The 18,599-nt window shown below is 58.2% G+C and carries 25 protein-coding genes and 1 pseudogene; 6 read left to right on the top strand and 20 right to left on the bottom strand.

Annotation, left to right across the window (positions count from 1 at the left end; all coding sequences use genetic code 11):
- Positions 1 to 85 precede the first annotated feature (85 nt).
- The gene (locus CLV74_RS20150; RefSeq protein ID WP_106268372.1) at positions 86 to 364 is read left to right on the top strand and encodes a hypothetical protein; all 279 of its coding nucleotides are present in this window, start codon (positions 86 to 88) and stop codon (positions 362 to 364) included.
- 220 nt (positions 365 to 584) lie between these two features.
- Here CLV74_RS20150 and CLV74_RS20145 read toward each other — a convergent pair whose 3' ends face one another.
- From CLV74_RS20145 to CLV74_RS20105, 9 genes are all read right to left on the bottom strand, one after another.
- Positions 585 to 1,286, bottom strand: coding sequence for an RES family NAD+ phosphorylase (locus CLV74_RS20145; RefSeq protein ID WP_072704079.1), 702 nt, complete (start codon positions 1,284 to 1,286; stop codon positions 585 to 587).
- Positions 1,283 to 1,684 carry an MbcA/ParS/Xre antitoxin family protein gene (locus CLV74_RS20140; protein WP_072704097.1) on the bottom strand — a complete coding sequence of 134 codons (402 nt, stop codon included), beginning with the start codon at positions 1,682 to 1,684 and terminating at the stop codon, positions 1,283 to 1,285. Before CLV74_RS20140 ends, CLV74_RS20145 begins: the two co-directional genes overlap by 4 nt.
- 65 nt (positions 1,685 to 1,749) lie before the next feature.
- Positions 1,750 to 2,394, bottom strand: coding sequence for an antitoxin of toxin-antitoxin stability system (locus CLV74_RS20135; protein WP_106268367.1), 645 nt, complete (start codon positions 2,392 to 2,394; stop codon positions 1,750 to 1,752).
- Positions 2,387 to 2,806: a hypothetical protein gene (locus CLV74_RS20130; protein ID WP_072704085.1), complete on the bottom strand. Its 420-nt coding sequence runs from the start codon at positions 2,804 to 2,806 to the stop codon at positions 2,387 to 2,389. Before CLV74_RS20130 ends, CLV74_RS20135 begins: the two co-directional genes overlap by 8 nt.
- 71 nt (positions 2,807 to 2,877) lie before the next feature.
- The gene (locus CLV74_RS20125; RefSeq protein ID WP_008335997.1) at positions 2,878 to 3,075 is read right to left on the bottom strand and encodes a hypothetical protein; all 198 of its coding nucleotides are present in this window, start codon (positions 3,073 to 3,075) and stop codon (positions 2,878 to 2,880) included.
- A 1-nt stretch (position 3,076) separates the two neighbouring features.
- On the bottom strand, positions 3,077 to 3,454 hold the full coding sequence (locus CLV74_RS20120) for a DUF6915 family protein (protein ID WP_072704088.1): 378 nt from the start codon (positions 3,452 to 3,454) through the stop codon (positions 3,077 to 3,079).
- Between the two features lie 10 nt (positions 3,455 to 3,464).
- The gene (locus tag CLV74_RS20115; protein ID WP_072704091.1) at positions 3,465 to 3,956 is read right to left on the bottom strand and encodes a DUF6878 family protein; all 492 of its coding nucleotides are present in this window, start codon (positions 3,954 to 3,956) and stop codon (positions 3,465 to 3,467) included.
- Between the two features lie 96 nt (positions 3,957 to 4,052).
- Positions 4,053 to 4,457: a DNA repair protein RadC gene (locus CLV74_RS20110; protein WP_245888630.1), complete on the bottom strand. Its 405-nt coding sequence runs from the start codon at positions 4,455 to 4,457 to the stop codon at positions 4,053 to 4,055.
- Positions 4,458 to 4,464: 7 nt separating this feature from the next.
- A complete protein-coding gene (locus CLV74_RS20105) occupies positions 4,465 to 5,175 on the bottom strand; it encodes an IS6 family transposase (RefSeq protein ID WP_106268365.1) in 711 nt (236 codons plus the stop codon).
- 153 nt (positions 5,176 to 5,328) lie between these two features.
- On the opposite strand from CLV74_RS20105, the gene CLV74_RS20100 reads away from it, so the two are divergent.
- Complete coding sequence (locus CLV74_RS20100) at positions 5,329 to 5,580, top strand: WGR domain-containing protein (protein WP_106268363.1); 252 nt, start codon at positions 5,329 to 5,331, stop codon at positions 5,578 to 5,580.
- Between the two features lie 155 nt (positions 5,581 to 5,735).
- On the opposite strand, the gene CLV74_RS22640 is transcribed toward CLV74_RS20100, so the two are convergent.
- From CLV74_RS22640 to CLV74_RS22635, 4 genes are all read right to left on the bottom strand, one after another.
- The gene (locus CLV74_RS22640; RefSeq protein WP_146134994.1) at positions 5,736 to 6,071 is read right to left on the bottom strand and encodes a hypothetical protein; all 336 of its coding nucleotides are present in this window, start codon (positions 6,069 to 6,071) and stop codon (positions 5,736 to 5,738) included.
- A 390-nt stretch (positions 6,072 to 6,461) separates the two neighbouring features.
- Positions 6,462 to 7,124: a hypothetical protein gene (locus CLV74_RS20095; RefSeq protein ID WP_146134993.1), complete on the bottom strand. Its 663-nt coding sequence runs from the start codon at positions 7,122 to 7,124 to the stop codon at positions 6,462 to 6,464.
- A 65-nt stretch (positions 7,125 to 7,189) separates the two neighbouring features.
- Positions 7,190 to 8,014 carry a nucleotide-binding protein gene (locus tag CLV74_RS20090; RefSeq protein WP_072704217.1) on the bottom strand — a complete coding sequence of 275 codons (825 nt, stop codon included), beginning with the start codon at positions 8,012 to 8,014 and terminating at the stop codon, positions 7,190 to 7,192.
- A 15-nt stretch (positions 8,015 to 8,029) separates the two neighbouring features.
- On the bottom strand, positions 8,030 to 8,425 hold the full coding sequence (locus CLV74_RS22635) for a hypothetical protein (protein ID WP_072704214.1): 396 nt from the start codon (positions 8,423 to 8,425) through the stop codon (positions 8,030 to 8,032).
- Positions 8,426 to 8,968: 543 nt separating this feature from the next.
- On the opposite strand from CLV74_RS22635, the gene CLV74_RS20085 reads away from it, so the two are divergent.
- The 4 genes from CLV74_RS20085 (at position 8,969) to CLV74_RS23250 (ending at position 11,835) form a co-directional block, all read left to right on the top strand.
- Positions 8,969 to 9,313, top strand: a complete 345-nt coding sequence (locus CLV74_RS20085) for a plasmid mobilization protein (RefSeq protein ID WP_072704198.1) — start codon at positions 8,969 to 8,971, stop codon at positions 9,311 to 9,313.
- Positions 9,307 to 10,689, top strand: coding sequence for a hypothetical protein (locus CLV74_RS20080; protein WP_072704194.1), 1,383 nt, complete (start codon positions 9,307 to 9,309; stop codon positions 10,687 to 10,689). The genes CLV74_RS20085 and CLV74_RS20080 overlap by 7 nt, the downstream gene beginning before the upstream one ends.
- 232 nt (positions 10,690 to 10,921) lie before the next feature.
- Entirely contained in the window at positions 10,922 to 11,488 is a 567-nt protein-coding gene (locus CLV74_RS23255; RefSeq protein WP_072704191.1) for a hypothetical protein, read from the top strand.
- A 74-nt stretch (positions 11,489 to 11,562) separates the two neighbouring features.
- Entirely contained in the window at positions 11,563 to 11,835 is a 273-nt protein-coding gene (locus tag CLV74_RS23250) for an SLOG family protein (protein ID WP_245888628.1), read from the top strand.
- Positions 11,836 to 11,843: 8 nt separating this feature from the next.
- Here CLV74_RS23250 and CLV74_RS20070 read toward each other — a convergent pair whose 3' ends face one another.
- From CLV74_RS20070 to repA, 7 genes and pseudogenes are all read right to left on the bottom strand, one after another.
- Entirely contained in the window at positions 11,844 to 12,137 is a 294-nt protein-coding gene (locus CLV74_RS20070; protein ID WP_072704187.1) for a helix-turn-helix domain-containing protein, read from the bottom strand.
- Positions 12,134 to 12,487 (bottom strand): type II toxin-antitoxin system RelE/ParE family toxin, encoded by a 354-nt coding sequence (locus CLV74_RS20065; RefSeq protein WP_245888627.1) that lies wholly within the window; start codon positions 12,485 to 12,487, stop codon positions 12,134 to 12,136. Before CLV74_RS20065 ends, CLV74_RS20070 begins: the two co-directional genes overlap by 4 nt.
- A gap of 185 nt (positions 12,488 to 12,672) precedes the next feature.
- Complete coding sequence (locus CLV74_RS20060; RefSeq protein ID WP_072704184.1) at positions 12,673 to 13,380, bottom strand: IS6 family transposase; 708 nt, start codon at positions 13,378 to 13,380, stop codon at positions 12,673 to 12,675.
- Between the two features lie 51 nt (positions 13,381 to 13,431).
- Positions 13,432 to 14,901: pseudogene (locus tag CLV74_RS20055) on the bottom strand (ParB/RepB/Spo0J family partition protein); the annotation flags it as partial.
- 106 nt (positions 14,902 to 15,007) lie between these two features.
- A complete protein-coding gene (gene repC / locus CLV74_RS20050; protein ID WP_245888626.1) occupies positions 15,008 to 16,093 on the bottom strand; it encodes a plasmid replication protein RepC in 1,086 nt (361 codons plus the stop codon).
- Positions 16,094 to 16,303: 210 nt separating this feature from the next.
- Complete coding sequence (repB, locus tag CLV74_RS20045) at positions 16,304 to 17,272, bottom strand: plasmid partitioning protein RepB (RefSeq protein ID WP_245888625.1); 969 nt, start codon at positions 17,270 to 17,272, stop codon at positions 16,304 to 16,306.
- Entirely contained in the window at positions 17,272 to 18,471 is a 1,200-nt protein-coding gene (gene repA / locus CLV74_RS20040; RefSeq protein ID WP_028288490.1) for a plasmid partitioning protein RepA, read from the bottom strand. Before repA ends, repB begins: the two co-directional genes overlap by 1 nt.
- Positions 18,472 to 18,599: the final 128 nt, after the last annotated feature.

Below are 18,599 nucleotides of genomic sequence, written 5' to 3'. Positions count from 1 at the left end.
CCGACAAATCTCGTCAGGGGATAGGTTCCACATGGGTCAAATCTCAGTGACATTTTATATCGCCGCTGGGTCAGTTCTCGGTGACATCCAACACGTAACGCCCAAGCAGATCGCCTATGCGCGGTCGCTCGCCCTGCGCAACCGGACGCTCCTGCCCTGGGAGGTTCAGCAAGACCGGCGATCTTTGAGCGCCTGGATCGAGGCTCAGGCCCGGCTGAGGCCCGTATCGGACATGGACCAGCTGCCCACCTCCAGGCAGGTGGCCTTCGCTGAGAAGCTCGCCCGGATCAAACGGCGCGCCGTTCCGGACGAATGCTTCCGCGACAAGGGGCTGATGTCGAAGTGGATCAACGGGAATAAGTGATGGGTGTCAGTTGGTGGATGGCGAGTCAGCGCACGAATCCACCAAGGCTTCCTTCCGCCTATGAAATGCTGGCCGTAGCGCCTCTGTCGATAAGGGTGGAGAATCCAACGCCTCAAAGAACGCCTGATGGTCACATGGCTTCAAGTTCGTGACGTCCACGCTGTTGTCGTTTGCCTGTTTCATTTCTTCGGCCCCCCAAAAGCGCATGCGCTGTAACTTGTCAGCCGACAGCCGCAATCGAGTAGTGTGGTGTCCCATCCCACACAAGATCCCAAGACGCGCCCGGACGGACGTTCTGAATTGTGTGGGGCTCGAAGCAGACCAGGCAATTCCCGCCCGGTGCAGGAGCCCGGACCGAAGGGTAAATCAGGCCCTTGGATCCGCCCCGACGCAGATGCTGTGCCAGGCTTTGGCCCTCGGGATACCCGACAGCCGGATCCGGATGCAGCGCCGGATGACCTGCCTCATCGGAAATATCATCGAAGACGCCGATGAAGTCGGCTAGCAATTCCACATAGCGGGCGCTGTCATGGAAGCTGCCGATAAAGCCGAGTTCACGCGTGCGGTGCCAGGCCACTTCGCTGACAGAAACCATCACATCCCATGCACAGTACCACGCGCCGCGCTCCTCGGTGTTGAAGCGGTTTCCGCCGGCGCGGGTGTAGGTGAAGGCGGCATTGACGTGACTGTCTCCATAGATGCGCAGATCGCGGCTGCGGCGTTGCCAAGCGAGTTCGCGCGGGTCCAGATGCGGGTTGCGCCCGCGTTCGGCCTGTAGACGTCCACTGGTCAGGCCCTCGATCTCTGCCAATATCTCCATCTCGTCATCGGTATCGACGAGACCGCGCAGCGATGGTGGCTTGTGGTAGGTGGCAGGCAGGAGACGAACGAGACCGCGATCGGAAATCTCGGTATGCTTCATGCCCCACCACGCAACGCATCAAGATAGGTCCGAACCGCGAGGATCTGCGGCAAGCCCCCGTCGATGGCGGTGTCGACTGGTCGGCCGCCACCAAAGAGCGGACCGGTGTTCGGCCGGGTGAACCAGCTTCTTGCCAAAGGCTCCGAGAAGTAGAGTTCGAGCGACTTGAAGATGCCAATTACAGCGCTGAGCCGCAGCAGTTGATCCTTGGTGAGCTCTCCCGCGAAATCCGGCTTCTTGGCGCGCTTCCACGTGCTCTCTGACATGTCGGCAAGGCCAGCCGCTTCCTTGAGACTGAGACCCCAAGCATCGGCCACGCGTGCATAAGCTTTCAACGCGACGGCGTTGATCTGTGCGGGTTCCCGGATTTTCTCTGCAACGTGCATGGCGTCCTCCATTGACTTCAATATAGTCCATATGGACTTACTGTAAAGATCAAATGAACCTTGCGCTTTCATCTCTGTTACCCGAACCGCCGCCCTCCTTCCGTGAACGTATACGCGTTGACGATGATCCCCTCCTCGATGGCCTCGTCCGAGGTGAGGTGGTCGTATTCGGCCTCAAGCTGGCGGTAAAGCCAGCGGGCCAAATCACGCAGCGCCTCGGTCACGACTTCTTCCGCATCCTCGGTCGGCGGCTGCCAGGTCGCGCTGTCCCGCGTGATGTCCACCGACATGGTATATTCATGGTAGTGGCGGCCACGGTGGCTGGCCTCGGCGGCGAGTTGGTAGAAGTTTCGCCGCTGGATGGCCTGCAGGCGGTCGGCGATGCCATGCAACGTCGCGTCCGTGGGCGCGTAGTCCCGAATGCGCGCGGCGGCGCCCTTGGCGTGGGACCAGTAGCCTTCGAAACAGGCCCCGTCGCCCTGGCTCCAGAAGCCGGAAAACCAGATGCAGGGCTTGGCCCGCGTCCCGCCGCCCATCAGACGGACCGGGGTCGTCTTCAGGCGGATGCCGAGGAGCGCACAGACCCGCTCGAAATCCTCATAGACCGCGTCCCACCACTCGTCGTAGGGTCCAAGGTCGCGATACCAGTTGCGGGCCTTCTCCTTGGCGGCATCCGAGAGCTCGGGGAACTGGTAGACGGTGGTGCAGATGATCTCAGGCATCGACGTCCTCCCCATTCAGCGCAGCGGCCAGCCATTCCTGGCTGCTGGACCAGCCGATGGATTTACGAGCGCCGAGATCGATGGCATGCGCACCGCCGCCAAAGGCGTCGAGCCGCGGCCGGGAGCAGGTCAGAGCATACTGAAACCCCCAAAGGCCGGTGAGGTCGAGGTCTTCGGCGAGCCGCAAGACGAAGCGGATGACGGCTTCGACATCGCCGTGTTCGTCGTCATGGATCCAGAGGCTGCTGCCCTCGGGGGCATCCTGGTGCACGAGATCGAAGCCAGCGACATCTGGGTCGTCAGCGTCCTGATTCGCAGCGCGTAGTTCCTGAAACAGCGCGAGCGCGCGGGCGGCCTTGTCAGGGCTGCCGACGTCGATCAGGCACGAGAAATGGGTGAAGTAATCCGCCATGGGGACCTCCTGAATGGGGAAGACCCGGCCAGAAGGCCGAGTACTGGATTGGAAGGGTCGGCCGGGAGCGATCAGCCGGTCGGTTTGTCGTCCGCTGCCTGTCGCGCGGCATGCGCGGAGAGCATCTGCCGGTAGAAGCGTTTGCGTGCGGCCCGGAAGCCGCGCAGTGCGCGCGTGTTGGGGTGGAGCGCTCGGACCGCCGCGCGAACCACTGCCAGTGGCGAAGCGGTCGGCGGCAAGCCAAGACTTAGATAAGTGGGATCGGTCATGTCACGTGACCTCGACCACGGGCGAGACGAGATGCGGATCGACCTGTGCCTCGATCCGTTCGGTCCGACCCATCCAAGGCTCGGGCCGAATGGCCTTCACCCAATCGGCGAAGCTCGGGATGAAGCCGAGGTCCTCCTTAACATGCTGCTCGCCGACCCAGCGGGTCGGGATGCCGCGCCCGGTCGAGAGCGTGAGGGTCGGGCCGAAAATCGTCTCGGCCATGAAGATGCCCTCGGCATGGTGGCGCAACGCCCGGTGCCGAAAGTCGGCTGTGATCTCCTTGCTCTGGTCGAACCAGGAATGCACGGCGAGGTAGTCGTCGACCGTGCCGTCCCATTTCTTCACCGAGGACAGGGCGTGGTGATACGGATGTGCCATTGCCGCCCCCTCAGAAATCGTGGGTATAGAGTTCGGACGAGGTGAAGCGCTCGTTGAACTCGAGGTGGATGGAGCGAGCGCTCGCGTCGAAGCAGAATTCGCCGTAGGCCCCGTCATTGTTTTCCCAACCGCCATGGGTGTCGGAGAGCAAGTCGTAGGCCAGCTGCTCCACGACATCTTCGAGCGAAAGCGCCCGCATCTCGACCTCCGGATCGCCCCAGGTCAACGCGGCATAGGCGATCTCGGTCTTGGGGAAAGCAACCTCGGTCTCGCCAGCGTAGGCTTCGATGCTTTCAACCTGGCCGCTATCGCCATAGCCGTCGAAGCTCACGGTCACATGGGTGATGCTCGCGGCAGTCAGGCCATCGAAGAGGCGCTCCTTGTTGGCCGGACGCAAAGCTGCGATCCGCGCGTCGCGCTCGGCCTGCCGAGCCAGCACGGCGTTGAAATCAATCCCGGACGGCGCCATCGGCGCGACCAGGGTGGGTTCGATCTTGGACATTGGAAACTCCGGAATGAGGGAATGGATCTGAACCCCAGGCTCTCTCTCGTCCTCGTAGGTTCATATCCTCCCCTGCCCTTCTCTGACTCTCGGGCGTCACGCCGCGATCTGCAGGGCGTGAGACGCGAAGGCGCGCCAGAGCGGATCGACAAGACGGGCATCGAGAAGGTCAGCGTGGTGCCGCAGCCTTCGCGCGAGGCCATGTTCATGCCACTCGGCCGCTCGTATGGCCTGCGCGCGGGTCTGGCTGGCCGCGGACACGACGGCACGGGCTTCGGCGGCATCCGAGACCGGGTGGCACCATGCGACGCCGCCATCATTGGTAGCACCGGCCAGAACGAGGCGGCCCTCCCGATCGAGGATTGCCAGGATGCGCGAAGCGTCTTCAGGTGCGATATCTTCGGCGTGAACGATTGCCCCCTGCATGGCATCGGCCAGCGTGGCAAACCGCTCCAGTGGGATTGCCAACTTGTTTTCACCTGTTTGAGAGAGGCGAGACATCTGCCTGTCAGGCGGTCATTTCGGCAGCATAGCCTCTCCAGAGGTCGAAAGCATCGGACCTTGCGTGGCGGTATGAGACGGCGGAGAGTTGATAGCGTCGTGGGCGAAAAACGGTGTTGATCTGATCATGGGCAGCCAGAAATCTTTGTGCCTGCCGGGGAGATTTAAACCGCCCCATCAACTTCTCGCGTTTCCGTGTTGGCCTGTGTGATCCTTCGATCCGGTTGTTCAAGCCCTTGTGTGCGCGATGATCTGCGCCCGGTGCGAGGTCCCGGATCGGCCTGAAATAACTGCGCAACTTGTCCGTAATGATGACACGGGGTTCACCGAACCGGTCGATCAGCCTTGCCAGAAAACGTCTTGCAGCATTGGCATTGCGCTGTGGCTGAACGAGAATATCAAGGACGTCGCCGTTCGCGTCGACCGCCCGCCAAAGCCAGTATTTTCTGCCGTTGATTGGGATGATGACCTCATCCAAGTGCCATTTGTCGCCCGCGACCGGTCTGTCGCGCCTGATGCAATCGGCAAAGTGACGGCCAAAGCGGTTCACCCATTTTCGGATCGTTTCCCGGCTGACCGTCACACCCCGATCGGCGAGAAGATCCTCGACATCCGCCGTGCTGAGCGCGAAGCGATGATAGACCCAGACGGCATATGCAACGATTTCACGAGGGAAACGGTAGCCTTTCAGGCGCGGCATGGAGGATGGTGTATTCATACACAACGCCTAACCAAGCACCCCTCCGCAAACAAGTTGGCAATCCCCCTAGAACTTGTAGAGATGGTTCATCAAGGACTTGAATCTGGATCGCGCCACAGATTCAGAAATTGAATTGGACCGCGGTCGGCAAAACCCTCGATACTCAAGTGCATGAAACACATGCCTACACCTCTATACCTGACACGCTCGGACCCCAGCCGGAACATGGCTCGGTTCTATGCACTGTCACTTGAACCCACGCTTTTCGGCGAGGTGTCCTTAGTCAGGAATTGGGGACGGATAGGAACGTGTGGGCAGGTTCGAACGGAAACGTTCGAACGACCAGAGGCCGCGAGTGCAGTGTTCAACCATCTTCGCACTTTAAAGCTTCGGAAAGGATATCGCGTCAGAAGCGGCGGTTGATACGCTACTGAAACAAACTGTCCATTGCTCCGTGGAGCCATAGCCCCTGAGTGAGCCGAGATGAAGACTCTCAGCGTACCAGTCGAACACTCAACTCGTACTAGCTCCTAACACCGCTTGCAGCAGACGCTTGCACGAGCGCGGACCAAACCATCTTAAGTCACATCTGCCATGATGAATCTTTTGGGCCAGAGTAGGTCTCTGTTTAAAAGTCCAAAATCTTTATTGATATCATACCTACTAAATAAAGAAAAAGGCTTAAGTTCACTGTTGTAAATCATACCCGGTGGTGATGTGCGAAGTTTTTCTGGCGTGGGCATGAAGTTGTAAACGTAAAATCTGCGGTATCTTATAAAATCACCGAAATCTTTTTCGATATTTACCCCATATGTAAACGTTCCATTCCACTCCTCAAAGCTCCACCTTATGCATTGACCATCAGCCAAGAAGTATGGCTTAGCTTTTTTGAGATAATTTTCGATTTTTCTCAAATCACTCCCCCCTAGTCCAGTTGCGTTACAGCGCTTTAGCGTGAATATTAAAAAACTTGTAATAATCAGGTATAAATATAAATCTTCAGCCTAGCGTTTGAAGCAAATGCAACACAGATCATACTTGCGACAATATAAGAACAAAACAAGAACATGCAGCCGTAGCCTTGACGATTTAAGAAGAAGAAATTTTGCGAGAACAGAAGTTTGGTAGCCTTCCCCTGATGAAATCATCCGGATTCATCACGAAAACATTGACTTTCGAAGAAAGTCTCCATCAGGCACGGACACCCCTTTGAGACATGCTCAATCATTTCTGGCAAGTCTAAGGACATTGGGGCATCCGACCATTGCGCGATACCCGCACTGTCAATGGCAGCGGCCATCTGGTCAACTGCCGAGTGAATGGCTCAGGAAATACTGGATTCCACTCGTCAGACGAGCCCACCGGATTGCTACCCAGTTAGAAGCAGAGGGGCGTGGTTCCTGTTCCTGCGGCTCCAGCCACAAGGGCAGAAGGCACCAAGCGGGCCTGCCATCCTGCGGCGGGTGATAGGCTGATTGACCGGTCACGCAGACCTGCTTCAAGAGCCAGTCCAAATCTGTGTTCGCGGACTGCAATTGCGCCCATTCGCCAGCATCAGTGCGCGCGGCAAAGGCCGCATATTCCGCCGCCCCCGCTTTGGCATGAGTGCCCCCGATCCAGTAGCCCGAGCCAAAGAGCACCGGCACCGCCAATGCCACGGCCAACCCGACCCTGCCCGCCACGCGCAGGGTGTGCTGCGCGGCAAGTCTGGGCAGGTCCTCTGCCAGGGTATCACGGACGGTATCGGTGACGCGCCGCGTAAACTCGCGCTGCTCACTCTGATGGATGACGCGGAATTTCTGGTATTCTTCGCAGGCGGCGACGCCGATCCTGTCCGATAGCTTGCCCATCTCATCCAGCCTTTGATCCAGACTCGTCTCCAGCAGCACCCCCACCGCGATCTGCACCGCCAAAGGGTCATTCGGGTCGATCCCGGCGCTGTGGATCCGCTGATACACCAGATCCATCTGAGCCCGCGTCATCGGCCCCCAGTTTTTCAAAAGGGCATCTACTCTGGTCGGGGGAAACCGCTTCATTGTGCCAGCCCCAGAATTTGGCGGATTTCGTGTGTCAGTTCCTTGCTGAAATCCTCAGTGAAATTGTACAGGCGCGATTGGTCGGTGATCGACATTTCCGGCATGTTTGCCCCGACAGTGAAGGGAACCTTCTGCGCCTTGAGCAGTGCCATGGTCCGCTCATCAATAGCGGGCAGATTCATTTCCGCGCCTCCAGCGGCCAGCAACCGCGCACGGGTTTTACCGCCCTTCTCCTCGCCCGTGGCATCAGTATAACCGTACCAGTGGGGGAAGTGGGCCTCGGACCGGTTCCCTTGCAGATTCAGCATTGCGATGTGCCGGACGTGATGGCCAAGATCGCCGAGGTTTTCGGTGATATCCAGGTACTTGGCCACGGACGCGACTGTGCTGATGTCCGGCGTCAACAAATGGACGAACACAGCGCAAGTGTCAAAACGGGCAATGGAGCGAACAAACTGATAGAGGGAGTCCGGCTTGTCCCCGAACAGCCGCTGCATGTCGGTCAACCCGCCACCCGCGATATCATGGACCATATGAGGGTAACCCTGCCGCAAGCAATCGACCAGCACGGTGCGGGATTCATCCCTGACGCTATATGGAAAGGCACCCACCAAGGGGTCTTGGGCCTCGGTCAGCTGCCCCGTGGCATCCCGCGTTCCCAACGTTTCATAGAGGGAACTGACATCGACGTTGCCGTCATAGGCCGCGACGGGAACGCCCTCGAAACGCAGGGCATCAACCAGAGCGATGGCGGCGGTGGACTTGCCCGAACCGCCCTTCTCAGAGGTCGTTAGGATGAGATGATTGTTGAAAACAGACACTTGTTACTCCTGTAGTTACAGTTGGTTTTCGGATTTTCGTGAAGTTGTGGCATGAGAAATTATGCTGCCCGGCGCACCCAAGAACGGGCGGGCTGTCGGAAGCGGTGATCGCGGTTTGGGGCGGGGCGTGGATTTGGTGGGTTTCCGCCAGATTTCAGCGCGGATTTCGGCGTCGGTTGGGTTGGCGTTGCCAGCATCGGCCAGCGCTTTTTCTGCCTTGCCAATGTCCCCAATATAATTGGAGAGGGTCCTCGGAGAGATGTGAAGCCCTTCTTCAGCAAGAATTTCCGCAATTTCTTCAACGCTGAGTTCTCTATGGCGAAATTGCCAAATTTCCGCACGGCATTCTATTACCTTAACCAGAAGGGAGCGACGATCCTTGGCGGGAGTGTCTGAAAGACGTTCCTGCATTCTTTCCCTGAGAAAACTCATTTCTAAAACCCTTCACTAACACTCACGTCACATCGCAATGATTCTTCCAATTTATGAAAGAGTCCAAAAATATCTTTTAGATAGAACATAAGAAATAATTTGACTCTTTCTTAGAGACCAAAGGAAGGCATCCATCACGCCAGATGACGAGTATAACGTTGAAAATGAATAATAATGCGGAATGCGTTACTGGCGGAGATCTGCGTTACGCAATAATTTCATAAATGAAATTCGCAAAACAGCCACCTTCGATACACCCGGTGGAAATATTCCAAAGCTGCAATCCGCGATTTGCCAACTGTGCGGCGCTCACTGTGAGCATCACCCTCCCGAGATTTTCGAATTATTAATTAGAAATTATAAATGTACGGAATTAATATTTCGCACTCACCCACTGTGTCATGATGTGCGATCACTGTGCGGCACTGTGCAAGTCCAATGCGTGACTGTGCAGGTACTATTCGTCACCCTCTCAGCAAGACGCCTCGGACCGCGGGGGCAAAACTCTGGCAGGAGGAATAAATGGCACGCCCCAGAAAACCGGATCAGGATAAGCGCACCCGTTGGGATGTCCTCTATGTGACCCCGTCAGAGCGGCTGGAAATCACCGAGGCCGCGAAACAAGCGGACCTCTCTGTCAGCCAATACCTGCTCGCGGCTCATCGCCGGCGTGGTCCATCTGCGGACCGGGCGGGGACCATTCTGGCCCTGATACAGGCAGAGCGAGAACTGGCCGCGATTGCGCGACTGCTGCAAGCTACGCCAACGGATGCCTTGGTTTTGCATTCAGATCTTCTGGCGATCGAGCGCAGCTTTCGCAGGGCCGCGCTGCCTTGGGCCTATCGGTTGGAGGGTGACACATGCTGATCACCCACGCCCGCTATAGCAAGGACGCGACATCGGGGTCACAAGACGCCGTGGGGTACATGTGCGACCACACGGTCCGGAAATCGAACAAGCTGGTTAACCGCGCCCCCGCCCCCGAAATCCTGATGGGTGATCCCACCCTGATCCGCGCGGCGATACGGCTGGCGCCAGGCCAGCACAATTACCGCAGCGCGGTGCTGTCCTTCGCACCCAAAGACGTGGATGTCGCGGCTTTCAATGCGGGGTGTGCTGTCCAGCGGAAGCGTGTGAACCACGCCCTGTCGATGTGGCTAGAGGCTGCATTCGCGGGCATCCCTGTCACCAACCGGCCGCCGGTGTTGGCCACAACGCATACTCACACGGGCCGGATGGAGGTTAACCTACTGATCCCCCGCTGGGTGCTGCGCGCCGACGGCAAAATCCGCGCCTACAACCCCGATCCGCCCGGCGCGGGCAACCGAGCTCTGCGCGAGGCGGTCGAGGATGCCCTAAACCATCGCTTCGATTGGGCTGATCCGCGCAATCCCCTGCTGAAACGATTGGTGCATCTGCCTGACTGGCAGCTCAAAGAGCACGCAGAAGCCAAACGCCAAGGCACCCCCATTCCGCAAACCCCGCGCACCATTCTGCTTGCTGGTATCGTTGAGGCAGTATTTGCCAAATCCATCCAGTCCCGCGATGACCTGCTGGAATGGTTAACCGCGAACGGTCACCCCGTGCACAGCATGGGCAAGCAGCACATCACCATCGGCGGGCCGGATACGCCAGCGAACCAACGCATGCGTCTGACAGGCCCGATCTTTGAAGAGACGTTTACCGATTTACCTGCGCTGATCCCGCAAGGCGGGGCCAAGGAAATCATTATCCAGAAGCGGTTTAACCAAATCCGCAACTCCATCCAGAGCCTGCCCACGCTTTGGCAAAAACGGGCAGATTTCAACCGCAGCCGTTTCGGCCTGATGCGCTGGCCTCGTTTGGCTCTGACCCTGCGCAATTGGATGTCCGGCCCGTTCACTCCGCTGCAAATCCCCTCCTTGCGGCTCGACCGCCCCCTGCAAATTCAAAGGATACCTGATGCCCCTCGCCCCCAACCTGTCCCCGATGGAACGGCAATTACTGGAACGCCAAACAGCATTGGCCGAGGCGATCTTGCTACGCCTCGACGCCATAGAAAGCCGCCAATTGCGGATCGAGCAGGCCCTGTCGGCGCAGGCCAACAACTGGATTTCGGCCGAGGCGCAGGTGACCGAAATCCGCAAGTTGCTCTTGGAAATCCCGTCAGAGGCAGCCGACTAGACTTGATCCGTCGGCGTATTCACGCTCTGCCCGCTGGACCTGACGAGCCGGGTACCGGCTCGTCAGGCATGATGCATTAGGCTCAGGACTTCGGTAACTTTCTCAACTAGGTCCGGCAGGGCAGTTGTTCCGCAGGTTCGATCTGATCCCGTTTGGAAAAGGGAGCGATGGACCGGCGGACCGGAGCAGAGTGCTCCTCGCCCGGGCAGCAATGTGACGCTTCGCTCCGATCCTGAAGGATGCAGCCAGGTCGCAGCTGGTCTTGGTATCTCCCCATCCAAATCGGGTCAGATCAAACAGAGGAGCCAGACAATGCCCCATCAGACAGACATCCAAGAGGAAACCGGCTTGACGTCCGCCATCCTCGACCATCTCGCACTTCATGGCGCAACGCCCGGCCCCGGCGAGACCGATCTTCGCCCCCAGCCCCAGCCCGACGAGGTCGATCTCGCCATGGCGACGCTCTTTGACACCACCACCGGCCTCCTCACTGGCAGCCAGTTGGAAGACAATCTCGAAGAGATGCTCTGGTCCCTCACCTCGATCTTCCATCGCCGGCTGATCCATGTCCAGAAGCTCCTCGACGACAATGAATTCGAAGTCCGGGAAAGTCTGGCCATCCAGGACGGCTCCGAGGTCGCCTCGGTCGAGCTCGAGCGCCTCCAGATGATCGGGCTGAAGCTCCGGGACCATCGCGATGCCTTCGAGCAGATGCGCGATCTGGCTGTGTACCACTTCGCGGCCGCCACGGGTTCACCTTGGCTGCCCCGCACCGGATCCAAGGTCTCGCATCGGGGTCTCACCTCCGCCGTGGTGGACAGACAGCCGGACCTATCTCTCGGCCAAGCGCCGCAAAGAGACCGAGGTGCACTGCACTGAAGGCACGCGGATTGCTTTCTCGGGCGGGGATTATCAGGCCTACGATCTGATCTGGTCCGTCCTCGATGCCACCCATGCGAAATACCCCGACATGGTTGCTCCATGGCGGCACGCCCAAAGGTGCAGAAATGATCGCGGCCCGTTGGCCTGATACCCGTGGTGTCACCCAAGTGGTATTCAAACCCGACTGGAAGAGCCACGGTGAGGTCGCCCCGTTCAAGCGCAACGACAAGCTGCTCGAGACCATGCCGCAGGGTCTGATCGCCACCCACGGTTCGGGCATCACCGATAACATCGTCGACAATGCCCGCAAGCTTGGAATCCGCATCAAGAAAATCGGGGCTTAGGCCCCGGTTCACGTGCCGCGTAATAGATCCTGTACGACAGAAGGCTTCTTTGCGATCAGTGCCAGCAGAACCTGTGCCGGGCCTGTCGGGTGTCGACGCCCGTGTTCCCAGTTCAGCAGCGTGCCTTTCGCGACGCCAATGCTCTTGGCGAACTCCGCTTGGGACAGGCCTGTCCGTTGCCGAACTTCGGCGACATCGACCTCAGCAACGGAAACTTCATGGACCTTCACGCTGGCCAAGTCGCCATCTGTGAAGGCCAGCGCTTCTTCCAGCCCCTTGGTGATGGATTCGAATGCACTCATGTTGCGTCTCCATATTTAGCGACAAGCGCCTTGCTCATCTCTACTGCCGCGGCCTGTTCGGCCTTTGACAGGTTGGCTTTCTCATTCTTGGCAAAGACCGTAATCAGGAAAATCGGCATATGGGTCCCGCCAAAGACATACACCGTCCTGAAGCCGCCGCTTTTTCCGCCCCCCTCTCTCGGGATACGGACCTTTCGCAATCCGCCACCAAGAGAGATGCCCGCTTCCGGATTGGCGGCAATGAAGCTGATCGCAGCCTCGCGCTCCTGGTCCGACATCATTGCCTTGGCGCGCCTCTGAAATTCGGGCAGTTCGACCACTGTTTGCAATCGTGTCATCGTCAGTTCCATATAGGTTTTCGAGGTGTATGTGTCAATGACGTATAGCATGCGCACTGGAAAGGCAAGTTGGCAACCTTCCTTCAGCTTGCGCTCGGTCGACACCTTGGTGAACCGGTTCTGTCGCAAACTTTAGCAGGGAGTGCGGCACCGTAAATTTAACCGGCCAAGCACAAAAACTGGACCGGCTGCGGTGTTCATGCGGCTTCGAGTCGAGCGATGTCGCGCCACGCCTCCATGGCGGCGGCACGAAGTTCGCGAAAATCTGCGGATGTCATTTTGTGGCGAGGCAGGTGAAACAAGTTGGCAATTGGGTCATGGATGGAAGCGAAGCGCTGTAATTGCCGGGCGGATTTGAAGCGTTTCATAACGCGCTCGCGCCTTCGGGTCGATTGGTGTGAGTTTTCAGCCCGGTTATTCAAACCCTTGTGTGAGCGATGCTCGACCCCCGGCATGATCTGGCGCTTCGCCGCCGGGTATGAGCGAAGTTTGTCAGTGACCAGAACCCGTGGCGGATGGCCCTGTCGTGTCAAGAGCCTGCGCATCAGGCGCAGGGCAGCCCGCCGGTCGCGGCGGGCTTGAACCAGCACATCCAGCACGAAGCCCTCCTGATCGACGGCCCGCCAAAGCCAGTGCTTGCGGCCCCCGATTGAGATGACAACTTCTTCCAGATGCCACTTGTCGCCGAGTTTGCCAGCCGAACGGCGACGGATTGTCTTCGCGAATTCCCGCCCGAATTTTTCGGCCCATGCCCGCACCGTCTGGTGCGACACGATAATACCGCGCTCGGCCAGAAGGTCTTCAACCATCCGCAGGCTCAGGGGGAAACGGAAATACAGCCAGACAGCATGGGCAATCACGTCGGGCGGGAAACGGTGGCGGCGATAGAGGCGAGCGTCGGTCATACCGCTATGTCACATTTTACACGGGCAATCGCATTAACTTTACGGTGCCCCCACGAGCTTCAGGAGCAGCAGCGTCAACGCGACGTCGGGGGAGCGCCCGACAGCTTCGCGCAGTGCCAATGTCCGATGCGCCGTCAACTCCATGATCAGACGCTCGGGCAACGGTTTAAACGCACCATCGTCCTCGTCGTCGGGCATGTTCGCGCCAAGCACTTGAACAGCAGAGGTGATCACCGTGCCATGGCCGATACCATCCACTTTGCTCCCCGTTGAAAGCTCAACGCCCTGCCCGTCTGCCGCCTGTTCACCGCTGTGGACGTCGGCATCTTGCCGAGGTTCATCCTCGGGCCGGACAAAGCCCCGATAAACTGCAAGCTCGCCATCGCGATCAAGCGTGACGAAAGCCCCTGCCCGCGCGATGTCCTCCGCGACGAAGATCAGCGGCCGAGCCTCGAGCTTCTCCATCGCGACTTCCAAGTCGCCAAGACGCGCGTCGATCTCTTCAGGGAATTCATCCTGGCCCTCGTATTCCTCCTCGAGCGCCCGGTACTCGGCAAGCAGCTTGGCATGGGCCGCGCCTTCGTCATCCGTCATCGGCGCCGGGTCTCCGCTCAGCCGCCGCAAACCGTGGCTGTAGCCATAGGGCAGGTCGAGCGAGACCTCGATCCATTTCCAACCTTCGGTCGCGATCGCTTCGGCTTCGGCCTGAAGCTTCTCGCTGACGAGACGATCCAACAGGGCAGGGTCTTCCAGCCAGCCGCCGTCATCGCCTTGGAAGAGGTCATGCAACAAGGTGCCACCAGCAGCCTCATAGGCCTCGACGCCAACAAAGACGGCACGACGGTCAGAAGCCCGCACAGAGGTTTCCGTCAGCATCCGCCGGATCTGATAGGGCTCCTTGTTCCAGGATGACCGGATCGCCTCCCAGACCTGAACCTGGCGCTCATGATCCGGATTGACCGTGAAGGCCATCAGCTGTTCCAGCGTCATCTCGTCCTCGGCGTAGAGTTCGAGCAGGGCAGGGGCCACGGCGGCGAGTTTCAGGCGCTGTTTCACCACCTGCGGCGTGACGAAGAAGGCGGCTGCGATCTCTTCATCGCCTTGACCCTTCTCCCGCAACGCCACGAAGGCGCGGAACTGGTCGAGCGGATGCAGGGCTGCACGCTGCATGTTCTCAGCGAGCGAGACGTCTGCGGCGAGGATGGTGGAATTGGCATCCAGCACGATGCAGGGAATGGGCGTGGTCTTGGCCAGGCGTTTCTGCTTCACCAGGAGAGACAGGGCCTGGAAGCGTCGGCCGCCAGCGGGGATTTCGAACTTGCCGGTCTCGGTCCCATCATCCGCCAGAACGGGCCGAACGCTCAGGCTCTGCAGCAACCCACGGCGGGCGATGTCTTCGGCCAGTTCCTCCACCGAGATACCGGCCTTGATGCGCCGGACGTTGGACTGGCTCAGCACGAGCTTGTCGAAGGTTATGTCCCGGGACGGGGACAGGGTGACTTTCTGGGCAGATTTGGCCATCAGATCTTCTCCGCGACGGGCGCCGGAAGCCACTCTCCCGATCTCACTTCCCGTCACCCCTTTCACAGCCCATCTCTACCTCTCAACATGTCCACCGCGGTGGACATCACGCAGTTGCTGTCCCAGAACGAGAAAGCCTCTCCAACAACAGTGATGGGTTGAAGTCAGTTTCTCTGCGACCGAGCGTGATGCTGTGGAAATACGCTCCAAAGTCTCGGATGCGATTGCTCATCTGGAGAATTATGAAGATGGCGCATGATGCTTTTTGAGAGCCTATCTTCTTAGCAGCCTTTTCGAAGGTGCTTTCGTGGATTCCCATCATTGGAGCGAGCGTTCTCGCGTGGCTTTCGACATCGTGCCAGTTCCTAAGAGAGTTCGTTGCGAACGATGTAGCCTGGTCACAAACTGTTGTGAGCGTTTGCAGGGGAGGTGTTTGGCTGTTGGTCCCGCTTTCTAAATCTTTTTGTTCTTTTTTAGACTTAGAATGGTGGCGGACAGTTTGCCCGTCATTGGCGGGCAGTTTCATTGTTTCTGGTGCGTCCACCGCGGTGGACATCTGTTTGCATTGAGCCTCCAGTTCGCCGAGCAAAGTACGATACTCCGCGATCGAGAGCTTCCTTCGAAGAACTCGGCGTACCTGATGAGTGAGTTCATTCTCGGGGTCAGCTTCGTCGATCTGAGCAAGTTTGGTTAGGATTTGCTTTCGCAAAAACACGCGATCCCGACGAGCGCTTTCCATCGCTTGGGCTGTCGCAAATAGTTCGCCGGCACGCGCGAGCAACGGAGCCAGCGACAACCCATAGCTAATGGACTGACCCTCGGAGGACTTCACTCGGTATCTCTTGCGATTTGGGCTGTCGTGGCGCTTCATGAAACCGAGTTCAACAAAGCGATCGATGTGCCTACGGAGGGTTCGTTCATCGATCCCGCCAACTCGACGGCAGATCTCGTCGTTGGAAGCGAAGACTGTGTCTCCATGCCCAGGCTTGAGAAAGCTCAGCATCGCTTGGAGCGTTTGAACATGTCCTGGACGGAGACCGAACAGGCTGCGAGTATCTCTGAGCGCGCGGAAGACTGCCCAGATGTCGGTTTCAGGTGCTGACGTGGCGGGGGAGCCCTTGCCGACGCCAAAGGTCTGAACGGAAAGCTTTGTGAATGCCATGTTTGTTGAACGACGACCGTTGCGGCCCACAACTTCCCCGGCTCTTCCCGCTGTTTTTGGCGAGAAAAGGCAACAAAAAGACGTCCACCGAATCGGTGACTCTTGACCGGTATGTCGGAGATTGCTACATCACAGGTGCTAATCAGATGATGAGGGCTCTCCGGGGGAAACCTTGGGGGGCTCTTTTCTTTTTGGTCTTCGCCTTTCTCCTCTGCTCGTGTTTTTGGTTATGACCGGGGATCAGCTCCCCGAGCCTCTCTCATTCTGCCATTGTTCAAAAAGCTGTCGCAGCGTGGTTTCCGCGCGCTCTTCGAGCCATTGGCCGAATTCCGGGTTGTCCTTGCGGGTGATCTTGATAGCGATCGACTTGCCATCGACTGAAAGTGTGCCGACAGGGCTACCACTATTGTCCTTTACCACGGTCGTTTGGCCACGGGCGCTTTGGTCGGCCGCGCCACGCGCCTTGCTGGAGCAAGCAACATAGACGGCTTGAAACTTGTCCGAGCTTGGAGTGGTGTCAGGCAGAGAGGCAAGTGTCTCACGCGCAATGTCGACAAGCGGAACCTTCTCTGAAAGTGCAGCAAGATCACCCCATTGGCGTCGACCTACGCCATGAGCCGGGCCGATAAGCCGGACAAGTTCGTCAGGCAGCTGCTCGATGACTACACGATGGTTCGACACACCTTGTCGGGTGAGGCCTAAGGCGTCCTGAATGACGCCAGGCTTGTAACCGGCCTCCTGCATCTCTTTGATAAAAAGAGATTTTTCAATGAAGGACGGATCCAGCCGCAGGTTGTTTTCCTGACCTTGCGCGATCAGAGAAGCATCATCATCGAGCGTTCGAACGATCGCTTTGACGGTTCCACCAACTCTTCGAATGGCTGCAAGTCTGCGACGCCCGTAGATGATGCGGTATCGATCCGGTTGGTCAGAGGGGCGAACCATGATCGGCACTTGCTGACCATGCTTGCGAATGCTTTCGGCGAGATCTTCAATGCTACTATCTTCTAGGATCAGGCGATCCCGGAGGCCATCCATATCGATCCGGTCGGGTTCGATATCTCGGATTGAGTTGGCGGTGATTTCCCGGAGAGAGTCCCGCAATCCGCCGACCGAGCCAGGTAGCTTCGAGGATTTGACCGGGGCAGGGGAGGGGGCTGCCGACGCTTTCTCGTCTTTCGGTGGCTGGTTGAAGATATTTCGAGCCATCAGCGACGCCCCCATGCCATTTGGATTGTCTGCTCCAGCTCATCGGCAACGCTGTTCACGCTGGTCAAAGCCCGATCAATGGTCTTCCGAATGAGCTGGCTCGGGTCTACCTCATAGATGGTTTGCTGAGTCATGCCGGCGTCAGAAATGGCTGTCGACTTCAGCATCGGTTCAGTCATGACTTGGCCCGCAAGGATTGAACGTAGGTACCCGGCCATTTGCGTTTGTGGTCCGTCCGACGGCTCGTAGCGTGTGATCAGGAACTTTACGAAGTCCCAAGTGACATGTCGTCCAATCGCCTCTTCGACGGCTTTGACCGTTTCCGAAGCGAGTTTGAGGAACTGGCTCATCGAAGCGATGTCGAGCATGCCGGGGACGACCGTCACAAGTAAGCCCGTGGACGCTGCCAATGCTGTCAATGTCAGGAAGCCCAACTGCGGAGGGCAATCGATCAGCACGATGTCATAGTCTGAGTCGACTTCCTCTAGCGCCAGAGCAAGACGCTCTGCAAAAATCGGCTGAACCCTGCGCGCAAGGGCATTCGCTGTCTCGGTTTCGTACTCGGACAACATCAAGCCAGCCGGGACCATGTCGAGCTTGTGGAAGTATGTTTTCTGGATGACCTCCGAGAGCGGAACCTGATCATCGTATCTCAATGCGTCGTAGATTGTGCCGCCTTCGGCGAATTCGAGCTCAGGCCGGAAGCCGAAAAATGTCGTCAAACTGGCCTGCGGGTCGAGGTCCAGCACAAGCACGCGGTAGCCACGCAGGGCATACCTGTGTGCCAAATGGATCGTCGCTGTTGTCTTCGAGCTGCCGCCTTTGAAATTCACGACCGAAATGACCTGAAGACGGTCACCGTCTCGGCGGCCAGGTCTGTACGCGTCAGCATTTTTGCCTGTCCGCGCCAAAATGTTGCGGAGGTCGTCAACTTCTTCGGCCGTGTAGAACCTATGACCGCGACCGTCAGTGTGAACTTCTGGGAAGCTGCCATCTTTGTGGCGGTTGCGCAGGTTCGACGTACTAACGCGCAGCAACTCGGCGACCTCGGTTGAGCTGAAGCGGCGCAAGGACTTGCGTTCTTCTGGCTCGAACGCAACTTTCATCTGCCGGTCAAGCGACTCAGCAAGACTGTCTGCAAATGCTCCGATGTCGGAAGAGCCTATGCCTTGCGCGTAGCCCGTATTTCGATCATCCATGTTCTGCCGCCTCTCATGGCCTTTGCTAAGGCTCTTTGTCGTTCTGACGGTCGAAGCCACGTCTGACGCGTTTTGCCGTCAGAATGGAGATGCCACGAACATCTGAGTCCGGCAAGAATAATCTAGAT

Origin of the sequence: Donghicola tyrosinivorans (genome assembly GCF_003003355.1) — a bacterium.
Lineage (GTDB): Bacteria > Pseudomonadota > Alphaproteobacteria > Rhodobacterales > Rhodobacteraceae > Donghicola > Donghicola tyrosinivorans.
Note: the sequence above shows the minus strand (reverse complement) of the source record. Positions and strands in the feature narration are given on the sequence as shown.

What these genes read in the sequence shown, in the direction of transcription:
- CLV74_RS20145 (WP_072704079.1), bottom strand. Translation starts at nt 1,286, where the DNA reads ATGAAGCATACCGAGATTTCCGATCGCGGTCTCGTTCGTCTCCTGCCT.
- CLV74_RS20140 (WP_072704097.1), bottom strand. Translation starts at nt 1,684, where the DNA reads ATGGAGGACGCCATGCACGTTGCAGAGAAAATCCGGGAACCCGCACAG.
- CLV74_RS20135 (WP_106268367.1), bottom strand. Translation starts at nt 2,394, where the DNA reads ATGCCTGAGATCATCTGCACCACCGTCTACCAGTTCCCCGAGCTCTCG.
- CLV74_RS20130 (WP_072704085.1), bottom strand. Translation starts at nt 2,806, where the DNA reads ATGGCGGATTACTTCACCCATTTCTCGTGCCTGATCGACGTCGGCAGC.
- CLV74_RS20125 (WP_008335997.1), bottom strand. Translation starts at nt 3,075, where the DNA reads ATGACCGATCCCACTTATCTAAGTCTTGGCTTGCCGCCGACCGCTTCG.
- CLV74_RS20120 (WP_072704088.1), bottom strand. Translation starts at nt 3,454, where the DNA reads ATGGCACATCCGTATCACCACGCCCTGTCCTCGGTGAAGAAATGGGAC.
- CLV74_RS20115 (WP_072704091.1), bottom strand. Translation starts at nt 3,956, where the DNA reads ATGTCCAAGATCGAACCCACCCTGGTCGCGCCGATGGCGCCGTCCGGG.
- CLV74_RS20110 (WP_245888630.1), bottom strand. Translation starts at nt 4,457, where the DNA reads ATGTCTCGCCTCTCTCAAACAGGTGAAAACAAGTTGGCAATCCCACTG.
- CLV74_RS20105 (WP_106268365.1), bottom strand. Translation starts at nt 5,175, where the DNA reads ATGAATACACCATCCTCCATGCCGCGCCTGAAAGGCTACCGTTTCCCT.
- CLV74_RS20100 (WP_106268363.1), top strand. Translation starts at nt 5,329, where the DNA reads ATGAAACACATGCCTACACCTCTATACCTGACACGCTCGGACCCCAGC.
- CLV74_RS20095 (WP_146134993.1), bottom strand. Translation starts at nt 7,124, where the DNA reads ATGGATCTGGTGTATCAGCGGATCCACAGCGCCGGGATCGACCCGAAT.
- CLV74_RS22635 (WP_072704214.1), bottom strand. Translation starts at nt 8,425, where the DNA reads ATGCAGGAACGTCTTTCAGACACTCCCGCCAAGGATCGTCGCTCCCTT.
- CLV74_RS20085 (WP_072704198.1), top strand. Translation starts at nt 8,969, where the DNA reads ATGGCACGCCCCAGAAAACCGGATCAGGATAAGCGCACCCGTTGGGAT.
- CLV74_RS20080 (WP_072704194.1), top strand. Translation starts at nt 9,307, where the DNA reads ATGCTGATCACCCACGCCCGCTATAGCAAGGACGCGACATCGGGGTCA.
- CLV74_RS23255 (WP_072704191.1), top strand. Translation starts at nt 10,922, where the DNA reads ATGCCCCATCAGACAGACATCCAAGAGGAAACCGGCTTGACGTCCGCC.
- CLV74_RS23250 (WP_245888628.1), top strand. Translation starts at nt 11,563, where the DNA reads ATGCGAAATACCCCGACATGGTTGCTCCATGGCGGCACGCCCAAAGGT.
- CLV74_RS20070 (WP_072704187.1), bottom strand. Translation starts at nt 12,137, where the DNA reads ATGAGTGCATTCGAATCCATCACCAAGGGGCTGGAAGAAGCGCTGGCC.
- CLV74_RS20065 (WP_245888627.1), bottom strand. Translation starts at nt 12,487, where the DNA reads ATGGAACTGACGATGACACGATTGCAAACAGTGGTCGAACTGCCCGAA.
- CLV74_RS20060 (WP_072704184.1), bottom strand. Translation starts at nt 13,380, where the DNA reads ATGACCGACGCTCGCCTCTATCGCCGCCACCGTTTCCCGCCCGACGTG.
- repB (WP_245888625.1), bottom strand. Translation starts at nt 17,272, where the DNA reads ATGGCTCGAAATATCTTCAACCAGCCACCGAAAGACGAGAAAGCGTCG.
- repA (WP_028288490.1), bottom strand. Translation starts at nt 18,471, where the DNA reads ATGGATGATCGAAATACGGGCTACGCGCAAGGCATAGGCTCTTCCGAC.